The following is a 25,016-nucleotide window of genomic DNA, read 5'->3' on the forward strand; positions in this document are numbered from 1 at the left end:
CAATGAATGAATTGTTTGGAATCATGCGCGCACCGCGCGCCGTGCTGTTCGGCAACGGCCAGCGCCTTGCGCTGGGCCGCGTCGCAGCCGCCCTGGGCCAGCGCGCGCTAATCTGTACCGACGAGCGCTTCGCCGCCACGGCGGAAATGTCCGAACTGCTGGCCACGCTGGAAAGCGCCGGCGTGCGCGTCCAGGTGTACGACCGCACCCAGCCGGACCTGCCCGTCGAGGGCGTCTACGAATGCGTGGCAGCGCACGGCGCGTTCCAGCCAGAGGTAATCGTCGGACTGGGTGGCGGCAGTTGCCTGGACATGGCAAAGCTGGTCAGCCTGCTGCTGACGCATGGCGGGAAGGCCTCCGATTACTACGGTGAATACAAGGTGCCCGGCCCGGTGCTACCCGTGATCGCGCTGCCCACCACATCGGGCACGGGCTCCGAGGTCACGCCAGTCGCCGTGCTGGCCGATAGCGCCCGCGATCTGAAAGTAGGCGTCTCCAGTCCGCACCTGATTCCCCACACCGCCATCTGCGATCCTGAACTGACGCTGACCTGCCCCAAGGGACTGACCGCCATCGCCGGCGCCGACGCCTTGACCCATGCCATCGAGGCCCTGACCGCGGTCCGTCGCAGTCCGGATGCCGACATCGCGCAGACGCGCGTATTCGTTGGCAAGAACGCCTTCAGCGACCAGCAGGCGCTGATTGCCATCCGCGCGCTCGCGTCCTATCTGCCCCGCGCCGTCGACGACGGCTCCGACCTTCATGCCAGGGGCCAGGTCATGGCCGCGGCGCTTGCCGCTGGCCAGGCCTTCGGCGTGGCGGGCACCGCAGCGGCCCACGCCATCCAGTACCCGATCGGCGCGCTGACGCACACGGCGCACGGCGCAGGCGTGGCGACCCTGATGCCCTATGTCATGGATTTCAACGCAACGGCCTGCAGCGCGGACTATGCGGCCATCTCTATGGCGATGGGGGACACGGAAACCGATCCCGCGCGCCTCGCCGCCCGCGCGCCGCGCCATGTCTACGACCTGTTCTCGCGCATCGGCATCCCTGCAACGCTGGCTGGACTGGGCGTGCGCGCCGACCAGCTCGAATGGATCGCCGCGCAGTCCATGCTGGCCGCGCGCCTGGTCACGAACAATCCGCGACCGCTGGACCAGGACGGCATCGCCGCCATCGTGGCCGCCGCCTACGCGGGACGCGGCTCGTTTCGCGCATCTTGATAACCCGCCTTCCACCCACATCCGGAGCTGACGCATGACCATCGAGGCCAACAAGCTGTCTACAGACCTTTACATCGACGGCGCCTGGCGCGCCTCCACCTCGGGCCGTCGCATCGACGTGTACGACCCGTCGACCGAGCAGGTAATCGCCAGCGTGGCGGACGCCACGCTCGAAGACGCCGCCGCGGCCGTGGACGCAGCGGCGCGCGCTGCCGCAGGCTGGGCAGCTACACCCGCGCGCCAGCGCGGCGAAATCCTGCGCAAGTGCTATGAACTGATGGTCCGCGACGCCGACCATCTGGCACATCTGATTTCCCAGGAGAACGGCAAGGCGTTGACGGACGCGCGCGGCGAGGTCGCCTACGCCGCCGAGTTCTTCCGATGGTTTTCCGAGGAGGCGGTGCGCATCAATGGCGACATCAGCGTATCGCCCGGCGGCGCCAGCCGCATCATCGTGCAGTACCAGCCCATAGGCATCGCCCTGCTGGTCACCCCGTGGAACTTCCCCGCGGCCATGGCAACCCGCAAGATCGCGCCCGCGCTGGCCGCCGGCTGCACCTGCATCCTCAAACCCGCGACCGAGACCCCCTTGACCGCTTACGCCGTCATGCGCCTGCTGGAAGAAGCCGGCGTGCCTGCGGGCGTGGTCAACGTACTGACGACCTCCTCGGCTGGCAAGTTCGCCAACGCGGTGCTGGATGATCCGCGCGTGCGCAAGCTCTCCTTCACCGGTTCAACGGAAGTGGGCCGCGTGCTGCTGCGCAAGGCGGCGGATTCCGTCATCAGCTGCTCGATGGAGCTGGGCGGCAATGCGCCGTTCCTGGTCTTCGACGACGCGGACATCGATGCCGCCGTCGAAGGCGCCATGATCGCCAAGATGCGCAACGGCGGCGAAGCCTGCACGGCGGCCAATCGCTTCTACGTGCAGCGCGGCGCAGTCGAGGAATTCAGCGCCCGCTTCGCCGCGCGCATGGCCGCGCTGAAGACCGGCGACGGCGTCGATCCCGGCACCCAATGCGGCCCCTTGGTCAATGCGGGCGCGGTGGACAAGGTGGCATCGCTGGTGGCCGACGCCGTCGCCAAGGGTGCGCGGATCAAGGCCGGCGGCAAGCGGCTGGACCGCGCCGGGCACTTCTACGAGCCCACCGTGCTGGTGGATGTGCCCGCCGACGCCGACCTGCTTGCCGAGGAAATCTTCGGTCCCGTGGCGCCCATCGTGGCGTTCGATACCGAGGACGAAGCCGTGGCCTTGGCCAACGCCACGGAGTATGGGCTGGTCGCATACGTCTATACCCGCGACCTGGCGCGCGGACTGCGCGTATCTGAACGCATCGAAAGCGGCATGATCGCCCTGAACCGCGGCCTGGTATCCGATCCCGCGGCGCCTTTCGGCGGCGTCAAGCAAAGCGGCCTGGGCCGCGAAGGCGCGCACCATGGGCTGCTTGAGTTCATGGAAGCCAAGTACATATCCACCAATTGGTAAGCCCTGACGGCCGCGTCCCGGGCGCGGCCGTCCCTCTGATTGCAAAACCCTCACGAGGAGACAGCCACACATGGCTAAGTATGAAATTGCGACCATCGACGGCGATGGCATCGGTCCGGAGGTCTGCCAATCGGCGATCACCGTACTGAAGGAAGCCTGCGGCGCCGACCTGCTCTCATTCAGCAGCTACGACGGCGGCGCCGACCACTACGTCAGGTCGGGCCAGGTTTTGCCCGACGACACCTACGCAGCCTGCAAGGCGGCTGACGCCATCCTGCACGGCGCGGCCGGCATGCCGGGCGTGACCTACCCCGACGGCACCGAAGTCGGAAACGACCTGCATCTGCGCCTGCGTTTCCGGCTGGACCTGTACGCCAACGTGCGCCCGATCCGCTTGTACCAGGGCGTCGATTCGCCGCTCAAGAATTTCAAGCCGGGACAGATCGACTACGTCATCGTGCGCGAAAACACCGAAGGCCTGTACGCCAGCCGCGGCGGCGGAATCGTGCTGCGCGATGAAGTGGCGACCGACACCATCGTCGTCACCCGCAAGGGCATCGAACGCGTCGCCCGCTTTTCCTTTGAGCTGGCGCGCCAGCGCAACGGCGCGCCGCGTGACGGCAAGCGCCGCGTCACGGTGTGCGACAAGGCCAACATCCTGCGCACCTACGCCTTCTTCCGCGCGGTCTGCGATGACGTGGCCGCCAGCTATCCCGACGTCGAAATCGATTACGCCTATGCCGACGCCATCACAGTGCACATGCTCAAGCGGCCGGATTTCTATGACGTGATCGTGGCGGAAAACATGTTTGGCGACATCATTTCCGACCTGGGCGCCGCCACGATAGGCGGCATGGGCCTGTCGGCGTCTGCAGAACTGGGCGACACCCACGGGCTCTTCCAGGGCGCGCACGGATCCGCGCCCGACATAGCCGGCCAGAACGCCGCCAGTCCGCTGGCCACCATTCTGTCGGGCGCGCTCATGCTGCGCTGGCTGGGCGACAAGCATGCCGATGCCGCGCTCTCCGATTCCGCGCAACGCATCGAGCGCGGGGTCGAACAGGTGCTCGCCATAGGCGACCACGTGCCACGCGACCTGGGCGGCACGGCAAGCTGCACCGACATGACCCAGGCCGTCTGCCGCGCGTTGTCGCGCTGACGGCAAGGCCCCCCACCTAGAAAAGAAAATACGAGGAGACACCCCATGCTACGCATCACCCCCTTCCTGTGCGCCGCCCTGACCGCGGCAGCCTTTGCCGCTCCGGCCGCCGCCCAGGACTATCCCAGCCGCGCCATCACGGTCATCGTGCCCTTCGCGCCCGGCGGCACCAGCGACACGCTGGGCCGCCTGGTGGCCACTTCGCTGTCCAAGCAATTGGGCCAGACGGTGGTCGTCGAAAACTCAGGCGGGGCCGGCGGCCTCATCGGCATGCAGAAGCTGCAGAAGAGCGCACCGGACGGCTACACCCTGGCCTTCAACAACATGTCGCTGGCGATCCTGCCGCATCTGCATCCCAAGGCCAACTACGATCCGCAAAAAGAATTGGCGCCCATCGGCGTCGTCGCGACCGTGCCCATGGTGCTGTCGGTCAGCAACAAGAGCGGCATCCAGGATCTGCCCGCCATGCTCAAGCGCATCCGCGACGTGAACGCCGTCAAGCTCAACCTGGGCTCAAGCGGGCCGGGCAGCACGGCGCACCTGGCCGAGGCCATGTTTCTGCACTTCGCCGACGCACGCGGCGAACTCATTCCCTATCGCGGCACAGGTCCCGCGCTGACCGACCTGATGAGCGGCATGATCGACGGGGTCATCGACCAGACCGTGACCATGCTGCCCCTGCATCAGGACAAGCGCGTCAAAGCCATTGCCGTGACCGGAACCGCGCGCCTGGCGCAAAGTCCGGACATCCCCACCTTTGCCGAGGGCGGACTGCCTGAGTTCGATCTGGCCATCTGGAATGGCCTGGTGGCGCCGGCTGGCACGCCGCAGCCTGTGGTCGAAAAACTGGCCGCCGCCCTGTCGCAGGCAATAGACACCCCAGAGTTCAAGACTCGTCTGGAACAATTGGCGGCGCAAGCGCCTGCCGCACAGGAACGCGGCCCCATCGCATTCTCCGATCTGCTCAAGCGCGACTCGCAACGCGTATCGTCGCTGGTCAAGAGCGCGAACCTGCTCGGCGCCAATTGAACGCCGCGGGCGGCCTCAGTCAGCGCCCATGCCAATACCGCCGCCCGCGTTCACGCTCAGCCCACACATGCAGACCCCCAGCGCCTGAAGTCGCCATCACCGCGCCATCGCGGTCGCTGCGCCAAAACGCCGCGCCCGCGCGCGTCCACCGCAGTTCCACCGCGCGGGCCGGATGGCGAAAACGGTTCAAATGGCCCACCTGTGCGATCGCATGGCCGGCTGCGGACGCGTCCACCAAGTCCCTGCCCGAGGACGATGCCGAACCGTGATGCGGCGCCATCACCACGTCGACTCGGGGCAATACCCGGGCCAGCGCATTTTCCTGAGCCACGCCCACATCGCCCGTCAGCAGCAGCGCATGCGATGTCCCCTGCACCAGCAACACGCAGCTATCGGCATTGCGGCCCTGCCCGTTCCTGCCGCCGGCATCCGCGGGGTTCAGGAAGGTGAATGTCACGCCGTCCACCTCCCAGCTCATGCCGCGCCGGCAACGCCCCATATCGGCGGGCAACGGCGGCGCGGCGCTGCCCGCCTGCGGCCACATCCGGATATCGCGGCGCAGGAACGCAGCGAGATCGAACGATGCGTAGCTGCGCCCTGCCGGAACCGCCGCCAGCACCGCGCGCAATCCGCCCACGTGGTCCAGGTCGGCATGCGACAGGACCAACACGTCCAACCGCCGGATACCCCGCGCCAGCAGGAACGGCGCGACGACGCGTTCGCCCGCGTCGCTGCCGCCGTAATGGCGCGGCCCCGCGTCAAACAGCAAGGCCTGGCTGGCCGTCTCTACCAGGATGGCGCTACCCTGCCCCACATCCATCGCGCTCATGCGCCAATATCCTTGCTCGGGCCGGTCGGGCCGCCAAAACAGCAACGGCAGCATGCAGAGCCATCCCAGATGCCTGCCCGGCCATCCGCGCACCTGCAGCGCCCAGACCATGCCCGCCAAGGCCATCAGCAGCCAGGGCCACGACGCCGCCGCAACCGGCACGCTGGCCCAGGACGCGTTGCCCACCCAGGACACCGGCGCCATGACCAGGTCGAACGCCTGCAGGCCCCATAGCCCGGCCAACTCGGCCAGCCCCTGCGCCCCCGGCAAGACCGACAAGGCGGCACACGCCAAAGCCAGCGGCGTCACGACGAAGGTCACGACGGGAATCGCCACCGCATTGGCCAACGGCGATCCCAACGACACCTGATGCACCAGGTAGGCCAGCAAGGGCGTCAGGCCCACGGTCACCATCAGCTGCAGGCGTACCGCTTGCGCCAGCCTGGCCGAGCAGCGCCGGCGCCAGCCGGCTTCGCGGTCGACCGGCGCATCTGCGATGCGCAACAGCACCGCCACCGCGCCGAACGACAGCCAGAATCCCGGCGACACCGGCGCCCATGGATCCAACGCCACGACCGCCGCAGCCGCGCATGCCAGCACCCGGCCGCCCGACAGCGGCAGACGCGACACCGCGGCCGCCAGCACCACCGACAGCATGAAGAACGTGCGGCGCGCCGGCACGCCCCAGCCCGCCAGCAGGCAATACAGCAGTGCGACCAGCGCGGCCGCCGCCCCGCCCGCCACGCGCGCGGGCACGTGCTCGGCCAGCCCCGCGCCGCGCCAGCGCCCTCGCCGCCAGAACGCTGCCACCAACAGCCCGGCGATGCCCGCTATCGAGGTCACATGCATGCCGCTGATCGACACCAGATGCGTGATGCCGCTGCGGTTGAACAGCAGCCAGTCCTCGCGCGCGACGCCGGCCTGATCGCCGATGGCCAGGGCGACCATCACTGGCGCATAGCGATGTTCCCCCAAGGCCGCGCGCAAACCCTCCCGCACGCTGTGGCGCGCCCGCTCTATCGCGATGCCCGGCGTCGCCCAGGGCTTGTCCGCCAGCAGCCTGGGCTGTCCGCGCACCGTAGCCACGGCCCGTATCCCTTGCGCGAACAGGCGCCCTTCCACATCCGGCCCCGCTGGATTCAACAAGCCGTGCGGACGCCGCAACACCAGCGCCATGCGCCAGACCTGGCCGGGCTTGATTTCGGGAATCAGCGCCTGCGGGCCGGGCGGCGCCTGCCACGAGACCTGAATGCGCGAGGGAATGCCGGGTGGCGCAGGCTCATCCAGTTCGGCCAGAAAGCGTTGGCCTCGCTCGCCGCCATCCGGCAGGCTGGCCACGCGCAGCGCCAGGCGCGACACGGCGTCCTGATGCTCATCCGACAGCGCATCGTCCAACCTGGCTTGGGCTTGCAGACTGGCGTTCAGCGAACCCGCACACACGCCCAGCATCAAGGCGGCAAGCTGGCGCGCCAGACCAGACCGCGAGCGCAGGCAGGCAACCAGCCCAAGCAGGCAAGCCCCTGCCAGCCACCATGCGGCGCCCGCGCCGGGCAGCCGCGGGGACACCTGGACCAGTCCCGCGCCAGCCACGAACGCGACGCAGAAAATTCGGCCAGTGATAGCGATCTCCCAAAACCGGGGAGCGTAGGCGCATGCATTGCCGCATGGGCATGGGAGTGACCGGATTTGCCCACCTCGGCTGGGCGCAAGCGCAGCCAGGGTGCCGCCGCACGCGATATTTCCTGTATTGTTTCGGTGCTCGGCAAAATGCTTCACTCATTAATGAGATAAGTCCATGGCCCCTCCAGAAACGATCCCAGCCGCCTCGTCCTCGTTCCCGGCGACTGAGCTGACCAACGCTTTCGTCGCTTTCCTGTTTTCCGCGTCCGCGCCGGTAGCGATCATCCTGAGCGCGGGCGTGAAAGGGGGACTCAGCCAGGCCACCCTCGCCTCCTGGATCTTTGCGGCCTTCGTGCTCAACGGCATCCTTACCATCGTGATGTCCGCCATTTACCGGCAGCCGCTCGCCTTCCTGTGGACCATCCCGGGCGCGGTGCTGGTCGCCAGCGCCCTGCAACACCTGCCCTTTGCCGAGGTCGTCGGCGCCTATTTGCTGACCGCCGCGCTGATGCTGGTACTGGGGCTGACCGGCTGGGTCGGCGCCATCATGGACCGCATCCCCATGCCCATCGTCATGGGGATGGTCGCGGGCGTTTTTCTGAGCTTCGCGCTGGACTGGATCCGATCATTCGCCTCCGATCCGTGGCTGGCTGGCGCCATGACCGCGACCTTCTTCGCGGTCTCGTTGTTCCCCGCGGTGCAAAAGCGGCTCTCGCCCATCATCGGCGCGCTCATCGCCGGCGTATGCACGCTGGCGTTCACGGGCAGGACGCCCGCGCTGGAACATGTGACGTTCGCGACCTCGCTGGCAAGCCCGCAGTTCTACGCCCCGGTATTCTCTTGGGGCGCCGCGTTCGAACTGGTGTTGCCGCTGGCCGTGACCGTGATCGCGGCGCAGAACGCGCAAGGCATTGCCGTGCTGCGCAACTCGCTGCACCGCCCGCCGGTCAACGCCATCACCAATGCCTGTGGCGTGTTCTCGGCGCTGACCGCCTGCCTGGGCTGCGTCTCCACCTGTCTGGCCGGGCCGTCGAATGCCATCATCGCCTCCGGCGCCAACGCGTCGCGGCACTGGCTGGCCGCGGTCTTCCTCGGGGTGATGGTGATCGTGTTCGGGCTGTTCTCCCCGCTGGTCACGCAGGCGCTGCTGGCCACGCCCGCGGCCTTTGTCGCCACGCTGGCGGGACTGGCGCTCTTGCGCATCCTGCAAGGCGCATTCCACACCGCGTTCCGCCAGCACTTCACGCTGGGCGCCCTGGTTGCCTTCCTGGTGACGCTGGGCGGCCTGCCGCTGCTGGGCATCGGCGCGCCCTTCTGGGGCGTGGTGTTCGGCGTGGCGACCAGCTTCATCCTGGAGCGCGGGGACTTTGCGAAGCAGTCGGCGGCTTGAGATCGCCTGCGCAACAGCGCCCCTCAATCAATTCGGTTCTTCATCAGGACGATAGCTTCTCCGACCAGTTTTCCCTTGAGGAAACGTTGGTTCTTCGCGATGTTGCCATCGGCCGTCAGCTGATACCCGGTGACGAAGACCGACTGGCTGACGTTGCCCCCTATGGCCAACGCAACCTCGGTGCCTACCGCCACGATGATGTCGGAATGGCTGGGAGCTTCCGGATTCTTTGAGGCTGCGAGATATTGATCGAACGTGTAGGGCTTGTCCCGCCAACTGCCGATGATGTCGCCGACCTGCGGCTTTTCTTCCGTTATGCGTACGCCCCAAAACGGCGCGGACCGGTCCTCGCTCGCCCGCTTCCTGATGGCATCCCACATATAGGCCGCGTGACCGACGGACCGCTTGAATGCCTGGAACTCAGGGATGGTCTTCGCCGCATTGCTCACCATGAGGGAAATGGCGGCGGCCGACCAGGGATAGCCGGTGTCCTTTCCGGTCAGATTCCTTTTCAGCGCCTTCCACATCTCGTGGATGTAAGTGCTATAGGGTTCGACGGTCTCCTTTCCCCGCCCTTTGTCGAATCGTAGCCACTGTTCCACTGCCGCTGCCACGAGCGCCTCGCGAGCCGGAGTATCGAGTGGCCGCAGCGTTGGCTGCTTGGCAGTGGGGGCCCACTTGAATTTCGAATCCGCCAGGCCATCGACCGAATAGCCTTCGACGGTCAGGCCGCCCATTTTCGTCCGAACATGGTGCCACCCCGCGGGTGCGCCTCCCAGATCGTCCACCTCCTGGCCCAGGGTCAGGCTACCGATAGGCGTGTTGTTCTCGGTACTGGGAATGGACCGCAGGTTGACGGCTTCGACACTGACGAAACGCTTCATGAGACGCTCCCCGATCTGCTCGGACATTGGCTGCGTGACCCGACAGTACGCGATAACGTTCCGACAAGCCCTCCTCCGGTCGCATGAGAGGCGCAGCCGCAGATACCATCCGCACAAGATATGGGGATGCCGGAATTCCAAGAGTCTCCCCAAATGCCATAAGCACATCACTTAGTTGGAAATTGCGAATCGGTCGTTTGGCCGGGCGGTCATCTCCCGTACTGTGACCTGTCCGCGCCGGCCTTGCCGAATCCGCAAGGCGCCGCGTCCGTTTCACTCTCGGAGACCCGCATGAACGACCGGCTGCACCGTACCCAGGCTTCCCGCTCCGCCGCAATCAAGGCGAAGCTGGACTATCCCGTGATCGATACCGACGTACACGTCAACGACTACGCGCCCGTGCTGGAGGACTACATCCAGCACTATGGCGGCTCCAAGCTGGTGGACGTGCTGCGCAAGACGCAGGGCTCGCGCTTTGCCACCAAGTCCCAGGGCAAGGACTGGTACCAGCAGACCCCGGAAGAACGGCAGCGCAACCGCACGCTGCGCTCGCCCTGGTGGGCGCGCGTCACGCGCAATACCCTGGACCTGGCGACCGTCACGCTGCCCGAGCTGCTGTACGAGCGCCTGGAGGAACAGGGTTCGGACTACTCCATCCTGTTCCCCAACGACGTGCTGGCGCCGCTGGGCGCTGGCGACGAGTACCGTCAGCCGCTGCATCGCGCCATCAACCACTTCCATGCTGACCAGTACCGCAAGTACAGCGACCGCCTGACGCCCGTGGCGGGCATTCCGCTGAATACGCCGCAGGAAGCCATCGAGGAACTCGAATTCGCGGTCAAGACGCTGGGATTGAAGGTGGCCAATATCCCTGGCGGCGTGCGGCGACCGATCAAGGCCATCGCCGACAAGTATCCGCCCGCTGAATTCCCGGAGATCGCGCGCCATGCGTCCTACGTGGATTTCTTCGGCCTGGACAGCGAGTACGACTACGATCCGTTCTGGGCCAAGGCGGTGGAGCTGGGCGTGCCGCTGGCCACCCACTACGGCAGCCAGGGCTGGACCGGGCGCCACTCCATCAGCAACTACATGTTCAACCATATCGGCCACTTCGCCGACGGTTCCCAGGCCTTCGCCAAGGCGCTCTTCTTCGGCGGCGTGACGCGGCGCTTTCCGAACCTGCGCGTGGCCTTGCTGGAAGGCGGCGCGGACTGGGGCGCGCACGTATACGCGCACCTGGTGGACCGCTGGGAAAAGCGCAATCGCAACGCCGTGCAGCAGTACAACCCGGCCAACGCGGACGTGGAGCTGCTGGCCGACCTGTTCGAACGCTATGGCGCCAGCCTGCTCAACGGACGCGAGCTCAACAAGGACACCTTGCTGCGCGACAGCCTGGGCATCTCGGCGCTGCACCACAGCCGGGAACCGCAAGGCGACGAGCTCGACGACTTCGCCGCGGCCGGCATCGAGAGCGTCGAGGATATCCGCAAACGCTGGGTCGACAGCTTCTACTTCGGATCGGAGGCCGACGACCGAACCATAGGCGCGGCCTTCAACGACCGCGCCAATCCCCTGAACACCAAGCTCAACGCGATCTGGTCGTCCGACGTCGGCCATTGGGATGTGCCGGACCTGACCGAGCCGCTGGCCGAAAGCTGGGACCTGGTGGAAGACGGCGTGATCTCCGCGGCCGATTTCAAGGCCCTGGTGTTCGACAACCCCTACCGCTTCTACACCCAGGCGAACCCCGAGTTCTTCAAGGGCACGCGCATCGAGCAGAAGCTGCAGGCGCACGCAGAAAAGCGCGCGGCCTGACCTTATCGCATACCTGCAATCCCGCCCGCCGGCACATGCCGGCGGGCGCCTGGCCCTGTCCGCGGCCGGCGCTTGCCCGCCCGGACCTGTCTTTCATCATCGATATACGGAACAACCATGCGCACCCTGCCATCCCCCCTCAGCCTGATCTCACGCCTGATGCTGGGCGTTGCCTTGTGCGCTGTCAGCCTCGCCTCCCTGGCCGCGCCCGACGTGGTCCGCATCGGCGTGGCGACCGCCGGCGGCGGCGACCCCATCACCTGGGGCGGCTCGCCAGGCGGCGTGGCGCGCGCCAACAACTGGCTGGAAGAGGCCTTCAAAGGCACCGGCACCGAAGTGCAATGGTTGTTCTTCAAGGGTGCGGGCCCCGCGGTCAACGAAGCGCTCTCGAACAAGCAGATCGATTTCGCCTACCAGGGCGACCTGCCGTCGGTGGTAGGCCGCTCCAACGGGCTGAAGACCCGCATCCTGCTGGGCAGCGGCGTGCGCAACAACCTGTACGTCTCCACGCCCAAGGACTCCGCGCTGCAATCGCTGGAAGACCTGAAGGACCGCAAGGTCTCGATCTTCCGCGGCACCAACGGCCATCTGGTCGCCATCAACGTGCTGGCCTCGCGCCAGCTGACCGAACGCGACATCAAGGGTGTGAACCTCGACACCGGCAGCGCGCAGGCGGCGCTGGTCTCCAACGGCGTGGATGCGGCGTTCGGCGGCTATGAGTACTTCAAGCTGCGCGACCAAGGGCTGGCGCGCATCATCTACTCAACCAAGGGTCAGGACCCCTCGTTCACGCGCCAGGCATCCCTGCTGGTGCGCGAGGATTTCGAAAAGGAGAACCCCGAAGCCGTGCAACGCGTGGTCGACGTGTTCGTGCGTGCGGCGCAATGGTCTTCGGACGAGCAGAACCGGGACGCGCTCTTCAAGATCTGGGCGCGCAGCGGCACGCCTTACGCGTCCTGGCAGGCGGAGTTCGACGGCGAAGTGCTGGCCGTGCGCAATTCGCCGCTGCTGGACGAGTTCCTCGCAGCGCGCTACCAGGCCGTGGCGGACGACGCGCTGAAACTGAAGCTGATCCGCCGTCCCGTGAGCGTAGATGGCTGGTTCGAACCCCGCTACCTCAATGCCGCGCTGCAAAAGGCAAATCTTGCCGCCCGCTGGACCGCGTTCAATGCGCAAGGCCAGCCTGCCGCCAGCGAGCGCCAGGCCAGCGCCGCCGCCGCGCGATAAGGAGCCGCCATGTCCGGGAACACACTGAGCGCCCCGCTTGCGTCCGCGCACCGCGGCGCTCGCCTGGCGCCTGCCGCGCTGCTGCGCAACGCCGGCAGCCGCTTGCTGCCCTGGCTGCTGCCGCTGGCGCTGCTCGCGCTTTGGCAGCTGGGCGCGTCGCAGGGTTGGATCTCGCCGCAGGTGCTGCCCTCGCCCCACTTCGTCTGGCTTACCTTGCAGGACCTCTACAGCAGCGGCGACCTCTGGCTGAATGTGCAGGCCAGCATGCAGCGCGTGCTGGTGGGTTTCGCAGCCGGCAGCGTGCTGGGCCTGGCGCTGGGCGCCGCGATGGGATTGTGGCGTCCGCTGGAAGCCTACATCCTGCCCACCTTCAACGCGCTGGTGCAGATCCCGGTCCTGGCGTGGCTGCCCTTCGTGCTGCTGCTGGTGGGCATAGGCGAGCCATTGAAGTACATCCTGATCGCCAAGGCCGCGCTGGTGCCGGTAACGCTGAACACCTTGCAGGGATTCCGGCAAACGCCCGCCAGCCTGCTGGAAGTGGCCCGCGTCTACGGCTACACGCGCCGCCAGCAGGTGCTGGAAGTCGTGCTGCCCCACGCCCTGCCCACGCTCTTCACCGGCTTGCGGCTGGGCTTCACCAAGGCCTGGCTGTCGCTGGTGGTGGTGGAGCTGGTCGCGTCCAGCGAAGGTCTGGGCTACCTGATTGTCTACGGCCGGCAGCTGTTCCAGCTGGACCTGGTGATGGCGGCGGTGATCGTGGTGGGCGCCATCGGCTACGCCATCGACAAGCTGCTGGACCTGGTCGAAGCCCGCGCGGGCGGCGGCCAGGCTGCCACCCGCCTGGGCGCGGCATCCACGGGAGCGCGGGCATGAGCGCGGCGTCCATCTCCACGCTTCCCGTGGTCCGACGCGGAGGCGCCTGGTTGCGCGCGCGCTGGCGCGGCCTGGTGCTGCCCGCCGCCGCCATCCTGGCCTGGTGGGCGCTGGCGCGGCTGGACTGGGTATCCACGCCGCTGCTGGTGTCGCCGGGCAAGGTGCTGGAGACGGCGGCCAGCCAGATCTCCTCAGGCCGTCTATGGCGCGCGCTGAGCGCCAGCCTGGCGCGGGAATTCACCGGATTCGCGATAGGCACCGCGCTCGGCCTGATACTGGGTGCGCTGCTGGGCCTGCTGCCCTTGTTCAACCGCATCGTGGGTCCCAGCTTCAACACTTTCAAGCAGATCTCGCTGTTTGCCTGGATCCCGCTGATCTCGGTCTGGTTCGGCCTGGGCGACGTGGCCAAAGTGACGTTCCTGTCGCTTGCCGCCCTGGTGCCCGTGGTCGTCAATACCTGCGACGGCATACGCAGCACCCCCACGGCGCTGCTGGAAGTGGCCCGCGTGTTCGGCTATTCGCGCTGGCAGACGCTGCTGCATGTGGTCCTGCCAGCGGCCGCGCCTTCGATCTTCACCGGGGTATACCTGGCGCTGATCTACTCCTGGCTGGCGACGATAGGCGCGGAGTATCTGCTGGTGGCCGGCCACGGCATCGGCAACACCTTGATCGAAGGCAGCGAACACTTCCAGATGGACCTGGTGATCTTCGGCATGTTCGTGATCGGCCTGGTGGGCTGGTCCATGAACGCCTTGGCCCGCGCGCTGGAGCGCAGGCTGGCGCGGCACCGCTACGGCGCCGCCTGATGGAGCAGGAAAGGAATGACGAGCATCTTCGGCAAGGAATTGAACATTCGCGGCGTGGGCAAGCGCTATGCCGGCCCGGGCGACGGCGCAGAAGCGCTGCAGGTCCTGCAGGACATCAACCTCGACGTGCCCGCCGGGCATTTCGTCAGCATCGTGGGCGCCAGCGGCTGCGGCAAGTCCACGCTGCTGCGCCTGATCCTGGGGCTGGACGGCGAGTACTCCGGCCAGATCCTGCTGGACGGCGCCCCGGTGCGCGGCGCAGGCCTGGACCGCGGCATCGTATTCCAGGACCATCGCCTGTTTCCGTGGCTGAACGTGGAACGCAACATCGCGGCGGCGCTGCGCAACGCGCCGCTTTCGAAGGCAGAAAAGCGCGAGCTGGTGGCCGAGCACATCGCGCTGGTCGGCTTGCAGGGTTTCGAGAAGTCCTACCCGCATCAGATCTCGGGCGGCATGGCGCAGCGCGTGGCGATCGCGCGCGGCCTGGTCAACCGTCCGCGCGTGCTGCTGCTGGATGAGCCGCTGGGCGCCCTGGACGCGTTGACGCGGTCCCGGCTGCAGAACGAGTTGCAGCGCATCTGGCAGCAGGAGCAGATCACCATGGTGCTGGTCACCCACGATGTGGAGGAAGCCGTGTTCCTGGGCGACCGCGTGGTGGTGATGCAGCCGCGCCCGGGGCGCATCCGCCGCATCGTTGACGTCGATCTGCCGCATCCGCGCAACCGCAGCGATCCGCGCTTCATCCGCCTGCGCGACGACGTGCTGAGCGATTTTCTCGATCCGGACGGGCGCGTGACCCGCCATGAAGAACAGCCGCCGCCTGGCGGCCTGGCGGCGACAGTGGGAGCATTGCCCGCGTTGGGACGCTTGCGCATGGCCTGGTAGCTGCTTGCGCAGAAAAGCAAGCCGGCGGCACGCGCCGCCGGCTTGGTTGGTTCAGGCGTCAGCCGCTCAATCGATCGACGCGCCCGCCACCTTCACGACCTTCCCCAGCCGCGCATACTCTTCCGCGCCGAACTCCGCCAGCGCCTGGCGCGACGTGGGCGCAGGAATCGCGCCCCGAGACTCCAGCATCTTGCGGACTTCCGGCTGTTGCAGCGCGCGGTTGACCGCGGCGTTGAGCTTGTCCAGCACGGCGGCCGGCGTGCCCTTGGGCGCGTACAGGCCGTCCCAGGCAAAGAACTCATAGCCCTTCAGGCCCGCTTCGCTGATCGTGGGAATGTCCGGATTGGAGGCCACGCGGTCCGGCGTCGTCACGCCCAGCGCCCGCAGCTTGCCCGCCGCGATCTGGCCCGACACGTTGGGCATCACGTCGATCATGAACGAGATACGCCCGCCCAGCAGATCGGTCATGGCCGCGCCGCCGCCCTTGTAGGGAATGTGCATGACCTTGGTGCCGGCCATCTGGTTCAACAATTCACAGGCCAGGTGCGAGGACGTGCCATTGCCGGCGGAACCGCAGGTCAGTTCGCCCGGATTAGCCTTGGCGTAGGCCAGCAGCTGCGGCAGGGTCTTGAAGCGCTCGTCCGTGGCATTGACCACCAGCGCCGCCGCAATGACGGTAAAGCGCGAAATCGGCTCGAAGTCCGACGGCGCATAGCCCGGCGACTTGTACAGCCAGTGATTGGTGGCCTGGGTGCCGTTGGTGCCGTATGACAGCGTATAGCCGTCGGGCTTGGCGCGCGCCGCGATCGAGGTGCCGATATTGCCGCCCGCGCCGGGGCGGTTCTCGACGATGATGGACTGCCCGAGTTCGCGCGACAGCGGCTCCGCGACCAGGCGCGCCAGCGTGTCGCCGCCGCCGCCGGCCGCGAACGGCACCACCAGCGTGATCGGATGGTTCGGCCAGTCGGCCTGCTGCGCCTGGGCGCCGGACACGACGGCGGCACAGGCGGCCGCCAGCATGCAATGCAAGATTCTTGAGGGTTTCACGGTTTGTCTCCTGAGGTATTTACGGTACGCGTCCGCTGCTTTTTGAATGGTCCGGACGCGTGGGTTGGTATCGATTCGAGGCCCGTCATTCGGGCGGAAGATGACGGCGGCTGCTCTTGTCGGCCAGCCGCCAGCCGGCGTCCGTCTCCACCAGCACGTCCTGGCATTCGCGGATGGCCACCAGGCGCGGCGCGCCACCCTGTTCATGGGGCACGCTTTCGTAGGCGGTCAGGAAGTAGCCGACGGTGGCGCGCGCGCCGGCCAGCTCGACCAGCCGCAGATTGGTGATGACATGGCAGGTGCTGCGCTCGGGCGCGCGGGCATTCAGGGCTTGCAGGACTTCCTGGCGGCCGGCAAGCCGGCGTCCCTGCCGTTGCCAGACGCCGTCCTCGGCCATCAGCGCGGCCGCGGCCTCGTGACGCCGCGTGTCCAGGGCGTGGAAGAACTCCAGCACCACGGATTCGCAGGCCGTCTTGGCCAGCATGGGCAAAATCGGGTTTTCCATTGCAATCCTCATCCGATCTGGGCGCTGGCCAGCGGCACGTCGGGCCGCTCGAGCAACGCCGGGTCCAGGGCCGCGCGCTGCGCGATCCATTTGCGCAGCTGGCGGAAATCGCGCGCCGCATCCACCGATACGCCAGCCACGGCGCGGCCGCTGGCGTCCAGCGCCACCGACAGCAAGGCGCGCTCCCCTGCCTGCGGCCGCAGCACTTCGCTGCGGGCCAGGCCCGGGAATCCGACGATCTGCACCATGGCGTCGTATTGCTCCGACCAGACGGCGCCGGTCGGCGCATAAGGTTCGCCCAGGCCCAAGGCTGACAGCGCGGCTGCCGTGCCCTGGTCCTGCGCGTTCTGCCACGATTCCATGCGCGCATGGCCGTCCTCGGCCGTCAGCACCGCGACGTCCCCTGCCGCATAGACGTCCGGGGCAGAGGTCCTGCAATACTCGTCGACCAGCACGCCGCGTTCGCAGGCCAGGCCGGCATCACGCGCCAGTTCGTCATTGGCCCGCAGGCCCACGCCCAGCACGATGGCGTCCGCATCCAGACGCGTGCCGTCGGCAAGTTCCGCCACGGGGCGGCCGTCCGCCTGCGCCAGCACCGCGCGCAGGCCGGTGTTCAAGCGCAAGTCCACGCCATGGGCGGCATGCAGCGCGGCCAGGTGCGCCGACACCGCAGGCTGCACGCTGCGGGCGCACAACCGCGCCCCCTGCTCCAGCACGGTCACGGCGCTGCCGGACTGGCGCGCCGTCGCCGCCACTTCCAGCCCGATCCAGCCGCCCCCGACCACGACCAGGCGGCGGCCCGGGCCGAGGCTGGCGCGCAGGCGCAGCGCGTCGCAGCGGGTGCGCAGCACGTGCACGCCGGGACCGTTTACGCCGCGCAGCGCGGGGACTACCGGCCTGCCGCCCATGCACAGGATCAGCTTGTCGTAGGCGATGCTGCCGCCGTCCGAGGTATCCACCTGCCTGTCGGCCACGCGCAGCCGCGTCGCCGCCACGCCCGGCTGGAACTCGATGCGCAGCGCCGCCAGCCGCTCGGCCGAAAACAGCTCGGTGCTTTCGGGCACGGCCTGGCCGCCCAGCACCGCCTTGCTCAAGGGCGGGCGTTCGTATGGCGCGTGGGGCTCATCGCCCAGCAGCACGATGCGGCCTTCGTAGCCGCGTTCGCGCAAGGTCGTCGCGGCCCAGCCGCCGGCCTGACCCGCGCCGACCACCACGATGGCGCCGGAGTTCATGCGGCTTCCGCCTTCAGGTAGACCGTGCCCGACTCCACCCGCACCTCGTAGCGGCGCAGGTCCGTCGTGACCGGCGGGCATTGCGGCTTGCCGGTGCGGATGTCGAAGACGCCCTGGTGCAGCGGACATTCGATGGTGCCGTCTTCCAGGTAGCCGTCGGCCAGGCTGGCGTTGCCGTGCGGACAGCGGTCCTGCGTGGCGCAAATATCGCCCTGCAGGTTGTAGAGGCAGATGCCCTCGCCTTCATGCACCACGCGCAGGGTGCCGGTATCGGGGGAAATGTCCGACACCATCGCCACGGGTTTCCAGGTATCCATGCTCACAGCCCCATCGCCTTGCGGTAGTAATCGTAGAAGGACCGGATCAGCACCTCGGTCACCATGTAGTCGGCGGGCTCGGTATCGCGGCCGCCCATCTCGATGATGCCGCGCTCTTCCGGATAGCCGGTGACGCCGATCTGCACCTGGTTCAGCATTTCGCTGTCGTCCATCGACACGAAGCCGGCCGGACCCAGCAGGTTGGCGTGCTTCAGGCGCAGGCGGGTCATCTCCTCGTCGTCGTCTTCGTAGCCGTAATAGGTGAACACCAGTTCGTGCTCGGTCGGGCTGCGCGGAATGACGTGGCGGGTCTTGAGCGAGTTGGCCTGGATGCCGAACTGCGCGGCCGGGAACACCCACGCGCCGCCGACGCGGCCGCGGTTGAACTCGGCGCGCGGCGTCACGGTTTCCAGGTCCAGCAATTCGAGGTCGTCGCGGAAACGGCTCATTTCCGTGGTGGCCTCGGTCTTCTTCTTGCCCTCGTTGTGCGACACCATCACGCTGTGCGCGCCGCCGCCGGTGGGGATGCATTCGGACTTGGAGTCCGCGCGCCACAGGCCGAAGGTGATGTAGAAGGTGTGCAGCAGCGTGGCGTGGTACGGATCCTTCAGGTTCTCCAGGTACATCTTCCAGTTGCTGGGGATCAGCTGGCGGCTGTAGCCCAGCAGCTTGAGCGGCTTGCCCGGCAGCATGTGGTCGATTTCCGCCAGCACTTCCGGACCGCAATAGTCCTCGAAGCTGGGCGCGTCCTCGGCGAAGGTGGCCCAGATCGAGCCGCCGCGATTCACGCTGCGCAGCTTGCGGATACCGTTCTGCTTGGGATCGAAGTCGCGCGGCATGCCGCCCTTGCCCATGGCGCCCCGGCGAAACGGCACGCCCTGCAGATTGCCGTTCAGGTCATAGTTCCACTGGTGGTACGGGCAGGTGAAGTCCTCGACCTTGCCGGTGTTCTGCCAGCAGATCTGCGCGCCGCGGTGCGCGCAGCGGTTTTCCAACACGTTGATCTCGCCTTCCGCGTTGCGGACCATGACCACGGGGCGGTCGCCGATCCAGTTGCGCTTGTAGCAGCCGACCTCGGGCACTTCGCATTCCAGGCCCACGTAGTTCCAGGTCTTGCCTCCGAAGAAAACGTCCATCTCCTTCTTGAAGATGGCGGGATCGGTGTAGACCCAGTTGGGGATGCGCGTATAGCCTTCCTTGGGCCAGCGGCGCTCGATATGGATGGGAGCCGCCGCCGGAGCCTCTGGCGCGGTGGTGTGGGTACAGGTCATGATGGGTATCCTCGGGGCGGATTCAGATGGGAACGATGAGCGAGGTGCGCACACGGTAGTTGTCGTACACGCAATCGCGGCGGCTGAAAGCCAGGCCCTCGGGCGTTACGCGCACCACGTCCAGATAGCGGCCCACCATGTTCAAGGTGGGCTCGCGGTCGGACAGCGACTCCATCACGGCGAAGTTGGCCTGCGCCACGATGTGGTCGCCCTGCACTTCCAGGACGCGCACGCCGCTGATGAAGTGACGCAGCGAACGCGGCTCGAACATGGTGGTTTCGCGCAAGGCCGTAACGCGGTCACGCACCATGTTCTTGTTCATGCAATAGATCAGGCCCAGGGGCAAGCCGGCGTCATGGTTCTCCCGCGACAGCACCCGGTAATGGCAGTCTTCGGTGAAAAATGCTGGCCAGTCCTCCAGCCGGTCTTCGTCCAGGCAGTAGGCGTAATCGTCATAGAAGTCCCGCAGGCGCGCGCGCAGCGACGGGGTATCGGAAAGCTCGGTCATGGTCATTGCGGATCCAGGTATCGGTTCTAGGAAATCGCGTCCTATCGGGCCGCGGCCAGCTGCGCGCGGTTACTCTCGAAACCGCTCTGGCTGCCCAGCGCCAGGATGGGTTCCTGCATGCGCTCCTGCCAGATCAGCGACTCCATGGCGATCTGCAGCGGATGGTCCTGCACCGTCAGCGCGGAGGTGGTTTCCGTGCCCGAGTGATGCGAGTGCATGGCCCAGCCCGGCGCCGACAGGATCAGGTCGCCCGCCTTCCAGTCCAGCCGCGTGCCGTTGACCTTGCTGTAGCCGTTGCCGCGCAGGTAGTAGTTGATGGCCGACGAGCTGTGGCGGTGCGGCACATGGTGGTTGTCCGGCGGCGACGAGGAAATCGTCGCGAAGAAGCTGTGCGTGGTGCCGATGCGGCGTTCCGTCGCCGGGTTGTACAGCACGAACAGGCGACGGCCGTTGTAGCCGCGCGCCATGTCCTCGACGCTGGGCAATTGGCGCGACACCGCGGCCCAGGGCCAATGCAGCGCCTTGGATTCCAGCACGTCGATGTCGATCAGCCATTCATAGCCCAGCAGCCAGGCGCCCTCGGGCGTGATCTGCTCGCGCAGCGCCAGGTCGCGCGAACGGGCCGCGTCGGGCGCGCGCGGCGGCACCGGCTTGGTGTTGGCATCGGCCGGCGGCACGCTGCCCTCGAACTCCTCGACGTAGTGGATCTCCAGCTTTTCCAAGAGCGGCGCGTTGGAATACGACAGGCGCACCCAGGGCGTCTTGCCCTCGTTGCGATAGGAATGCACCTGCATGGCGGGGGTGTTCCAGACGTCCCAATGCCCGACGCGGATGTCACGCCCGGCCACCGTGGCCACGCCCTCGCCGCTGATACAGATCTCCAGCATGTTGGAGTTCTTGCGCAGGTTGAAGGTGCTTTCGCCCGGATTGACCACGTTGATGGTGACGTCCGTTCCCGGGGCCAGGCCCAGGCCCGGCGCCGTGGCTTCCGGGTGCACGATGAGGGAGGCGCGGCGGCCGTTGTCCGGCCGGGGCGCGTCGGTCAGGCGCGCGATCTCGAGATCGATATCCTCCTTGGGGATGACGATGGACGGCCATTTGTTTTGTTCCCGCGGACTGGCGCCGCTGACGTCTACGAACATGTATGTCTCCTCTTGCCGCCGGCGCCCTGCGCCGGCTGTACGGTTATGCGAATTCGGTATCAGGGCTGCGCCAGCAGCAGGTTCTCGCGGGTCTGGGGCGGCAGCGCCACGCCCAGGCCGTGGTCGCGGGCGTGCTCGTACACGACGCGCGCCATCGCCAGGTCGGACAGGCCCATGCCCATGCCCTTGAAGATCGTCAGCCGCGCGCCTTGCGGGCGGCCCTCGCCGGCGGCGAGCAAGTCGCTCAGCACCGCCACGCCCTGCCACGGCGCGCCGTCCGCGCCAAAGCGTTCGCGCAGTTCACGCGAACCGCGGCGGGCGTTCTCCAGGTCGTCCACCACCACGCGGTCCGCGCGTTCGAACACGTCCTGCGCGAATTCGGCCTTGGCCGGCAGGATCGCGCCGACGGCGTTCAGGTGCCTGCAGTCGGCCAGCATGGCCGCATCCACGAAAGGCTCGACGGCGCGCGTGATCAAGGTGACGATCTCCGCGCCGGCCAGCGCCTGTTCCAGGCTGGCCGCTTCCTCGACTTCGAATCGATACTTGCCTTGCACGCTGGCGACAAAGGCGCGGCGCTTCTCGGGCGTGGGGCTGTAGACGCGCACGCGGCGCAGGTCGCGCACGGCGGCCAGCGCGGCCAATTGGGTGACGGCCTGCGGACCAGTGCCAATCAGCGCGGCACAGGCGGCGTCGGCCGGCGCCAGCGCGCGCGTGGCGACTCCGCTGATCGCCGCGGTGCGCAGCATGCCCAGCGCGCGCGCCTCGATTACGGCGCGCAGGAATCCCGACTCGGCGTCGAACAGGCTGAACAGCGAGCCTCCGCCGCTCTTGGTATGGACCCAGGTCTTGAAACCCGCGTAGCCGCCGGCGCCGGTCTGCACCGAACCCAATGCATGCATCGAGCTGCCGTCGCCCCAGGTCGCCAGCGCCTTGGGCAGGTTGCGCGCCTGTTCGCGCCCTTGCGCGACCAGCATGGCATGCAGGGCTTCGATCGCCTTGGGAATATCCAGGACCGAGACCACGTCCCGTTCCGTCAGGTACCGCAGCGCATCAGACATGCGCGTCTCCTTGTTCGTCGGCGGCGGGCTCGTCCGCCACCGTGTTGAGCAGTGTTCCGATGCCGGGGATCTCCACTTCCAGCGTGTCGCCGGCGCGCATAAAGCGCGGCGGCTTGCGGCTGGAGCCCACGCCCTCGGGCGTGCCGGTGGCGATCACGTCGCCCGGCGACAGGCGGGTGAAGCTGCTGATGTAGGCGATCAGCTCAGGAATGGGGAAGATCAGGTCGGACACCTGGCCGTGCTGCATGAGCTCGCCATTGAGGCGGGAAATGACTTCCAGGCCTGCCGGGTCGCCGATCTCGTCGGCGGTGACCAGCCAGGGGCCGAGCGCGCCGCTACGTTCGAAATTCTTGCCCGGCGTCACCTGTGCGTTGTGCTTCTGGAAATCGCGCACGGAGTTCTCGGCCATGCAGGTGTAGCCAGCCACATGAGCAAGGGCGTCCTTGGCGGCGATATGGCGGCCGCCTTTGCCGATCACCACGGCCAGTTCGGCCTCGTAATCGAAACGATCGGAGGCGCGCGGCTTCCATACCGCCTCGCCGTGACCGACGAAGCTGTCCGCAAAGCGCGCGAACAGCGAGGGGTGCGCCGGCAGTTCACGTCCGGCCTCGGCCACATGGCGGCCGTAGTTCAGGCCCACGCAGAGAATCTTGCGCGGCGCCACGACCGGGGGCAGCAGACGCAGCCCGGCCAAGGGCATACAGGGCTGGCCGGCCGTCTCTGCGGCGCGCGCGATCTGTTCCACCCCTGCCTCCAGCGCCTCGACCATGTCGGGCCAGACCTGAGTCAGCGCCACGACTTCGGCGCCGCGCACCGCGCCCCAGGCGCTGCGGCCTGCCTGAACGAAGCTGACGAGCTTCATGTTGTCTCCTGTGCTTGCGGCGGCGCATAGCATGCATTGACGGATTTCTTTGCATGCATTTATCGCTTCAACCGCACTTGAATCGCTGTTTTTCCGAATTATTGCATGCAATTTTGATAAATCGCAAGGTCATAAAGGTTTTTTTCTTGACTATTGCATGCAATTTTGACGGTACACTGAAAGCCCTCACAGACCGGAACCAGCCCGCACCTCTCTATGGCCGCACAAATCGATAAAGTCATTTCCGAACTCCGGGACATGGTGCTTTCGGGCGTCCTCCAGCCCGGAGAACGCGTGGTCGAGTTGCAGTTTTCAGCGCGCCTGGGCGTATCGCGCACCCCGTTGCGCATTGCGCTGACCGAGCTGGAAAAGGAAGGCCTGCTGGAGCGGCTGCCTTCGCGCGGTTTCCGGGTGCGCGCCTTCACGGTGGATGAGATCGGCGACGCGGTGGACGTGCGCGGCGTGCTCGAAGGCATGGCCGCCCGCCTGCTGGCCGAGCGCGGCGCCTCGCAGGACGTGCTGGACCGCTTGTCGCAGGCGGTGGACGAAGGACGCGCCCTGCTGGCGCCGGCCCGTCGCGATCCCAACACCACCGTGGACGCGCGCGCCTGGGGCCAAATCAATCGGCGCTTTCACGAGATCCTGTGCGAAGCCGCGGGCAACCGCGCGCTCCTGTCGGCGCTGGAACACAACAACAAGACGCCCCTGGCCGGCCCGGCCGCGCTGACCCTGCCGTCCACGCCGTCGTTGCTTGAAACGCCCTTCGTGCTGCGCGCGCAGGCGGACCACGAAGACCTGCTGCGCGCAATCACGCGCCGCGAGGCCGTGCGCGCCGAAAACCTGATGCGCGAACACGCCTACCGCAGCCGCGAAAACAAGCGCGTGCTGCTGGAATCGCTGCGCGGCGCCCTGCCCGCGCAGCCTGGACTGTCGGACGTCAGCGCATAAACAGGACCCTACGGCATGCAATCCATTCGTGACCTTTCCACCCAGGCGCTGATCTCGCGCGACCTGGTCGCCGCCCTGCGCCGCGACGCGCCGCTGGTGCAGTGCCTGACCAATTTCGTTTCCATGAACACCGCGGCCAACGTGCTGCTGGCCATGGGCGCCTCGCCCGCCATGGTGCACGCGCAAGAGGAAGCGCCCGAGTTCGCGCGCGTCTGCGGCGCGGTCGTGATCAACATCGGCACCCTGTCCTCGCCCTGGCTGGACAGCATGCTGCTGACCGCCGCCTCGGCCAACGAAGCCGGCATACCTTGGGTGCTGGATCCGGTGGCGCACCATGCCACCGCATTCCGCCGCGACGCTGTGCAGCGCCTGCTGGACTTGCGGCCCGCCATCATTCGCGGCAATGCCTCGGAGATCATCGCGCTGGCCGGCGGCCAAAGCGCCAGCAAGGGCGTGGACTCGCGCGACGCGGTCTCGCAGGCGGAGCAGTCCGCGCATGCCATCGCCGCCCACCGCGGAACCGTTGTGGCAGTGACGGGCGAGACCGACTACGTCACGGACGGCACGCGCGCCGTCCGCATCGTGGGCGGCTCGCCCTTGATGCCGCGCGTCACAGCCACCGGCTGCGCGCTGACGGCGGCCGTAGGCGCCTGCGCCGCAGTATCCAGGACTGACCCGTTTTCCGCGGCAGTCGCCGCCCTGTCGTGCTTCGCCATCGCGGGGCGGCGCGCCGGCGCACAGGCGGAAGGACCCGGATCTTTCGCGTGGCGCTTCCTGGATGCGCTGGCGGCTTTGGATGCGGACGACCTCAGCGGCGAATCGCCGCTGCGCTAGGCGGGACACCGCGGCATCCGCTCATGTCACGGGCGGGTCACACACTGTCCCCAGAATTTCTTTCCT

General features: G+C 67.3%; 23 protein-coding genes. 12 read left to right on the plus strand and 11 right to left on the minus strand.

Annotated elements, in window-relative coordinates; translation table 11 throughout:
- Positions 1 to 2 precede the first annotated feature (2 nt).
- The 4 genes from AC1RHV_RS06420 (at position 3) to AC1RHV_RS06435 (ending at position 4,897) form a co-directional block, all read left to right on the plus strand.
- Positions 3 to 1,226, plus strand: coding sequence for an iron-containing alcohol dehydrogenase (locus tag AC1RHV_RS06420; RefSeq protein WP_492300136.1), 1,224 nt, complete (start codon positions 3 to 5; stop codon positions 1,224 to 1,226).
- A gap of 34 nt (positions 1,227 to 1,260) precedes the next feature.
- A complete protein-coding gene (locus tag AC1RHV_RS06425; RefSeq protein ID WP_054456212.1) occupies positions 1,261 to 2,709 on the plus strand; it encodes an NAD-dependent succinate-semialdehyde dehydrogenase in 1,449 nt (482 codons plus the stop codon).
- Between the two features lie 70 nt (positions 2,710 to 2,779).
- A complete protein-coding gene (locus tag AC1RHV_RS06430; RefSeq protein ID WP_492300138.1) occupies positions 2,780 to 3,868 on the plus strand; it encodes an isocitrate/isopropylmalate dehydrogenase family protein in 1,089 nt (362 codons plus the stop codon).
- A gap of 45 nt (positions 3,869 to 3,913) precedes the next feature.
- Positions 3,914 to 4,897, plus strand: a complete 984-nt coding sequence (locus tag AC1RHV_RS06435; RefSeq protein ID WP_492300139.1) for a Bug family tripartite tricarboxylate transporter substrate binding protein — start codon at positions 3,914 to 3,916, stop codon at positions 4,895 to 4,897.
- A 19-nt stretch (positions 4,898 to 4,916) separates the two neighbouring features.
- Here AC1RHV_RS06435 and AC1RHV_RS06440 read toward each other — a convergent pair whose 3' ends face one another.
- A complete protein-coding gene (locus AC1RHV_RS06440) occupies positions 4,917 to 7,292 on the minus strand; it encodes a DNA internalization-related competence protein ComEC/Rec2 (RefSeq protein WP_492300140.1) in 2,376 nt (791 codons plus the stop codon).
- 229 nt (positions 7,293 to 7,521) lie between these two features.
- On the opposite strand from AC1RHV_RS06440, the gene AC1RHV_RS06445 reads away from it, so the two are divergent.
- Positions 7,522 to 8,736, plus strand: coding sequence for a benzoate/H(+) symporter BenE family transporter (locus AC1RHV_RS06445; RefSeq protein WP_492300141.1), 1,215 nt, complete (start codon positions 7,522 to 7,524; stop codon positions 8,734 to 8,736).
- A 23-nt stretch (positions 8,737 to 8,759) separates the two neighbouring features.
- Here the strand turns inward: AC1RHV_RS06445 and AC1RHV_RS06450 are convergent, their stop codons facing one another.
- Positions 8,760 to 9,620 (minus strand): DUF2272 domain-containing protein, encoded by an 861-nt coding sequence (locus AC1RHV_RS06450; protein WP_313389598.1) that lies wholly within the window; start codon positions 9,618 to 9,620, stop codon positions 8,760 to 8,762.
- Positions 9,621 to 9,911: 291 nt separating this feature from the next.
- Between AC1RHV_RS06450 and AC1RHV_RS06455 the strand changes: the two genes are divergently transcribed.
- The 5 genes from AC1RHV_RS06455 to AC1RHV_RS06475 all read left to right on the plus strand — a co-directional run bounded on the left by AC1RHV_RS06455 (position 9,912) and on the right by AC1RHV_RS06475 (position 15,226).
- The gene (locus tag AC1RHV_RS06455) at positions 9,912 to 11,435 is read left to right on the plus strand and encodes an amidohydrolase family protein (protein WP_054456203.1); all 1,524 of its coding nucleotides are present in this window, start codon (positions 9,912 to 9,914) and stop codon (positions 11,433 to 11,435) included.
- 117 nt (positions 11,436 to 11,552) lie between these two features.
- Positions 11,553 to 12,662, plus strand: coding sequence for an ABC transporter substrate-binding protein (locus AC1RHV_RS06460; RefSeq protein ID WP_492300142.1), 1,110 nt, complete (start codon positions 11,553 to 11,555; stop codon positions 12,660 to 12,662).
- Positions 12,663 to 12,671: 9 nt separating this feature from the next.
- Positions 12,672 to 13,535: an ABC transporter permease gene (locus AC1RHV_RS06465; RefSeq protein ID WP_306652835.1), complete on the plus strand. Its 864-nt coding sequence runs from the start codon at positions 12,672 to 12,674 to the stop codon at positions 13,533 to 13,535.
- Entirely contained in the window at positions 13,532 to 14,341 is an 810-nt protein-coding gene (locus tag AC1RHV_RS06470; protein ID WP_054456200.1) for an ABC transporter permease, read from the plus strand. Before AC1RHV_RS06465 ends, AC1RHV_RS06470 begins: the two co-directional genes overlap by 4 nt.
- Before the next feature lie 15 nt (positions 14,342 to 14,356).
- Entirely contained in the window at positions 14,357 to 15,226 is an 870-nt protein-coding gene (locus AC1RHV_RS06475; RefSeq protein WP_125470670.1) for an ABC transporter ATP-binding protein, read from the plus strand.
- Positions 15,227 to 15,292: 66 nt separating this feature from the next.
- Here the strand turns inward: AC1RHV_RS06475 and AC1RHV_RS06480 are convergent, their stop codons facing one another.
- The 9 genes from AC1RHV_RS06480 to AC1RHV_RS06520 form a co-directional block, all read right to left on the minus strand.
- A complete protein-coding gene (locus tag AC1RHV_RS06480; protein ID WP_119451245.1) occupies positions 15,293 to 16,246 on the minus strand; it encodes a Bug family tripartite tricarboxylate transporter substrate binding protein in 954 nt (317 codons plus the stop codon).
- Positions 16,247 to 16,358: 112 nt separating this feature from the next.
- Positions 16,359 to 16,778: a nuclear transport factor 2 family protein gene (locus AC1RHV_RS06485; protein ID WP_054456194.1), complete on the minus strand. Its 420-nt coding sequence runs from the start codon at positions 16,776 to 16,778 to the stop codon at positions 16,359 to 16,361.
- Between the two features lie 8 nt (positions 16,779 to 16,786).
- A complete protein-coding gene (locus AC1RHV_RS06490) occupies positions 16,787 to 18,010 on the minus strand; it encodes an NAD(P)/FAD-dependent oxidoreductase (protein ID WP_492300144.1) in 1,224 nt (407 codons plus the stop codon).
- Positions 18,007 to 18,327: a non-heme iron oxygenase ferredoxin subunit gene (locus tag AC1RHV_RS06495; protein ID WP_492300145.1), complete on the minus strand. Its 321-nt coding sequence runs from the start codon at positions 18,325 to 18,327 to the stop codon at positions 18,007 to 18,009. The genes AC1RHV_RS06490 and AC1RHV_RS06495 overlap by 4 nt, the downstream gene beginning before the upstream one ends.
- A 2-nt stretch (positions 18,328 to 18,329) precedes the next feature.
- Positions 18,330 to 19,598 (minus strand): aromatic ring-hydroxylating dioxygenase subunit alpha, encoded by a 1,269-nt coding sequence (locus tag AC1RHV_RS06500; RefSeq protein WP_175162201.1) that lies wholly within the window; start codon positions 19,596 to 19,598, stop codon positions 18,330 to 18,332.
- A 22-nt stretch (positions 19,599 to 19,620) separates the two neighbouring features.
- Positions 19,621 to 20,112, minus strand: coding sequence for an aromatic-ring-hydroxylating dioxygenase subunit beta (locus AC1RHV_RS06505; RefSeq protein WP_054456184.1), 492 nt, complete (start codon positions 20,110 to 20,112; stop codon positions 19,621 to 19,623).
- A 35-nt stretch (positions 20,113 to 20,147) separates the two neighbouring features.
- Positions 20,148 to 21,248, minus strand: coding sequence for a cupin domain-containing protein (locus AC1RHV_RS06510; protein WP_054456182.1), 1,101 nt, complete (start codon positions 21,246 to 21,248; stop codon positions 20,148 to 20,150).
- Positions 21,249 to 21,307: 59 nt separating this feature from the next.
- Entirely contained in the window at positions 21,308 to 22,306 is a 999-nt protein-coding gene (locus AC1RHV_RS06515) for an ornithine cyclodeaminase family protein (RefSeq protein ID WP_054456180.1), read from the minus strand.
- Positions 22,299 to 23,168, minus strand: a complete 870-nt coding sequence (locus AC1RHV_RS06520) for a fumarylacetoacetate hydrolase family protein (protein WP_492300146.1) — start codon at positions 23,166 to 23,168, stop codon at positions 22,299 to 22,301. Before AC1RHV_RS06520 ends, AC1RHV_RS06515 begins: the two co-directional genes overlap by 8 nt.
- Positions 23,169 to 23,384: 216 nt before the next feature.
- Here AC1RHV_RS06520 and AC1RHV_RS06525 point away from each other — a divergent pair, with 216 nt between their 5' ends.
- Positions 23,385 to 24,116 carry a GntR family transcriptional regulator gene (locus AC1RHV_RS06525; protein ID WP_054456177.1) on the plus strand — a complete coding sequence of 244 codons (732 nt, stop codon included), beginning with the start codon at positions 23,385 to 23,387 and terminating at the stop codon, positions 24,114 to 24,116.
- Between the two features lie 15 nt (positions 24,117 to 24,131).
- A complete protein-coding gene (gene thiM / locus AC1RHV_RS06530; protein WP_492300147.1) occupies positions 24,132 to 24,950 on the plus strand; it encodes a hydroxyethylthiazole kinase in 819 nt (272 codons plus the stop codon).
- The last annotated feature ends 66 nt before the right edge of the window (positions 24,951 to 25,016 follow it).

The organism is Achromobacter sp. GW823-FHT04E03 (assembly GCF_058796095.1).

Bases quoted from the DNA above. Each gene is read 5' to 3' on its own strand.
- AC1RHV_RS06455 (WP_054456203.1), top strand. From the start codon at position 9,912: ATGAACGACCGGCTGCACCGTACCCAGGCTTCCCGCTCCGCCGCAATC.
- AC1RHV_RS06470 (WP_054456200.1), top strand. From the start codon at position 13,532: ATGAGCGCGGCGTCCATCTCCACGCTTCCCGTGGTCCGACGCGGAGGC.
- AC1RHV_RS06515 (WP_054456180.1), bottom strand. From the start codon at position 22,306: ATGTCTGATGCGCTGCGGTACCTGACGGAACGGGACGTGGTCTCGGTC.
- AC1RHV_RS06425 (WP_054456212.1), top strand. From the start codon at position 1,261: ATGACCATCGAGGCCAACAAGCTGTCTACAGACCTTTACATCGACGGC.
- AC1RHV_RS06495 (WP_492300145.1), bottom strand. From the start codon at position 18,327: ATGGATACCTGGAAACCCGTGGCGATGGTGTCGGACATTTCCCCCGAT.
- AC1RHV_RS06445 (WP_492300141.1), top strand. From the start codon at position 7,522: ATGGCCCCTCCAGAAACGATCCCAGCCGCCTCGTCCTCGTTCCCGGCG.
- AC1RHV_RS06485 (WP_054456194.1), bottom strand. From the start codon at position 16,778: ATGGAAAACCCGATTTTGCCCATGCTGGCCAAGACGGCCTGCGAATCC.
- AC1RHV_RS06520 (WP_492300146.1), bottom strand. From the start codon at position 23,168: ATGAAGCTCGTCAGCTTCGTTCAGGCAGGCCGCAGCGCCTGGGGCGCG.
- AC1RHV_RS06475 (WP_125470670.1), top strand. From the start codon at position 14,357: ATGACGAGCATCTTCGGCAAGGAATTGAACATTCGCGGCGTGGGCAAG.
- AC1RHV_RS06460 (WP_492300142.1), top strand. From the start codon at position 11,553: ATGCGCACCCTGCCATCCCCCCTCAGCCTGATCTCACGCCTGATGCTG.
- thiM (WP_492300147.1), top strand. From the start codon at position 24,132: ATGCAATCCATTCGTGACCTTTCCACCCAGGCGCTGATCTCGCGCGAC.
- AC1RHV_RS06465 (WP_306652835.1), top strand. From the start codon at position 12,672: ATGTCCGGGAACACACTGAGCGCCCCGCTTGCGTCCGCGCACCGCGGC.
- AC1RHV_RS06480 (WP_119451245.1), bottom strand. From the start codon at position 16,246: ATGCTGGCGGCCGCCTGTGCCGCCGTCGTGTCCGGCGCCCAGGCGCAG.
- AC1RHV_RS06510 (WP_054456182.1), bottom strand. From the start codon at position 21,248: ATGTTCGTAGACGTCAGCGGCGCCAGTCCGCGGGAACAAAACAAATGG.
- AC1RHV_RS06525 (WP_054456177.1), top strand. From the start codon at position 23,385: ATGGCCGCACAAATCGATAAAGTCATTTCCGAACTCCGGGACATGGTG.
- AC1RHV_RS06505 (WP_054456184.1), bottom strand. From the start codon at position 20,112: ATGACCATGACCGAGCTTTCCGATACCCCGTCGCTGCGCGCGCGCCTG.
- AC1RHV_RS06420 (WP_492300136.1), top strand. From the start codon at position 3: ATGAATGAATTGTTTGGAATCATGCGCGCACCGCGCGCCGTGCTGTTC.
- AC1RHV_RS06435 (WP_492300139.1), top strand. From the start codon at position 3,914: ATGCTACGCATCACCCCCTTCCTGTGCGCCGCCCTGACCGCGGCAGCC.
- AC1RHV_RS06490 (WP_492300144.1), bottom strand. From the start codon at position 18,010: ATGAACTCCGGCGCCATCGTGGTGGTCGGCGCGGGTCAGGCCGGCGGC.
- AC1RHV_RS06450 (WP_313389598.1), bottom strand. From the start codon at position 9,620: ATGAAGCGTTTCGTCAGTGTCGAAGCCGTCAACCTGCGGTCCATTCCC.
- AC1RHV_RS06430 (WP_492300138.1), top strand. From the start codon at position 2,780: ATGGCTAAGTATGAAATTGCGACCATCGACGGCGATGGCATCGGTCCG.
- AC1RHV_RS06500 (WP_175162201.1), bottom strand. From the start codon at position 19,598: ATGACCTGTACCCACACCACCGCGCCAGAGGCTCCGGCGGCGGCTCCC.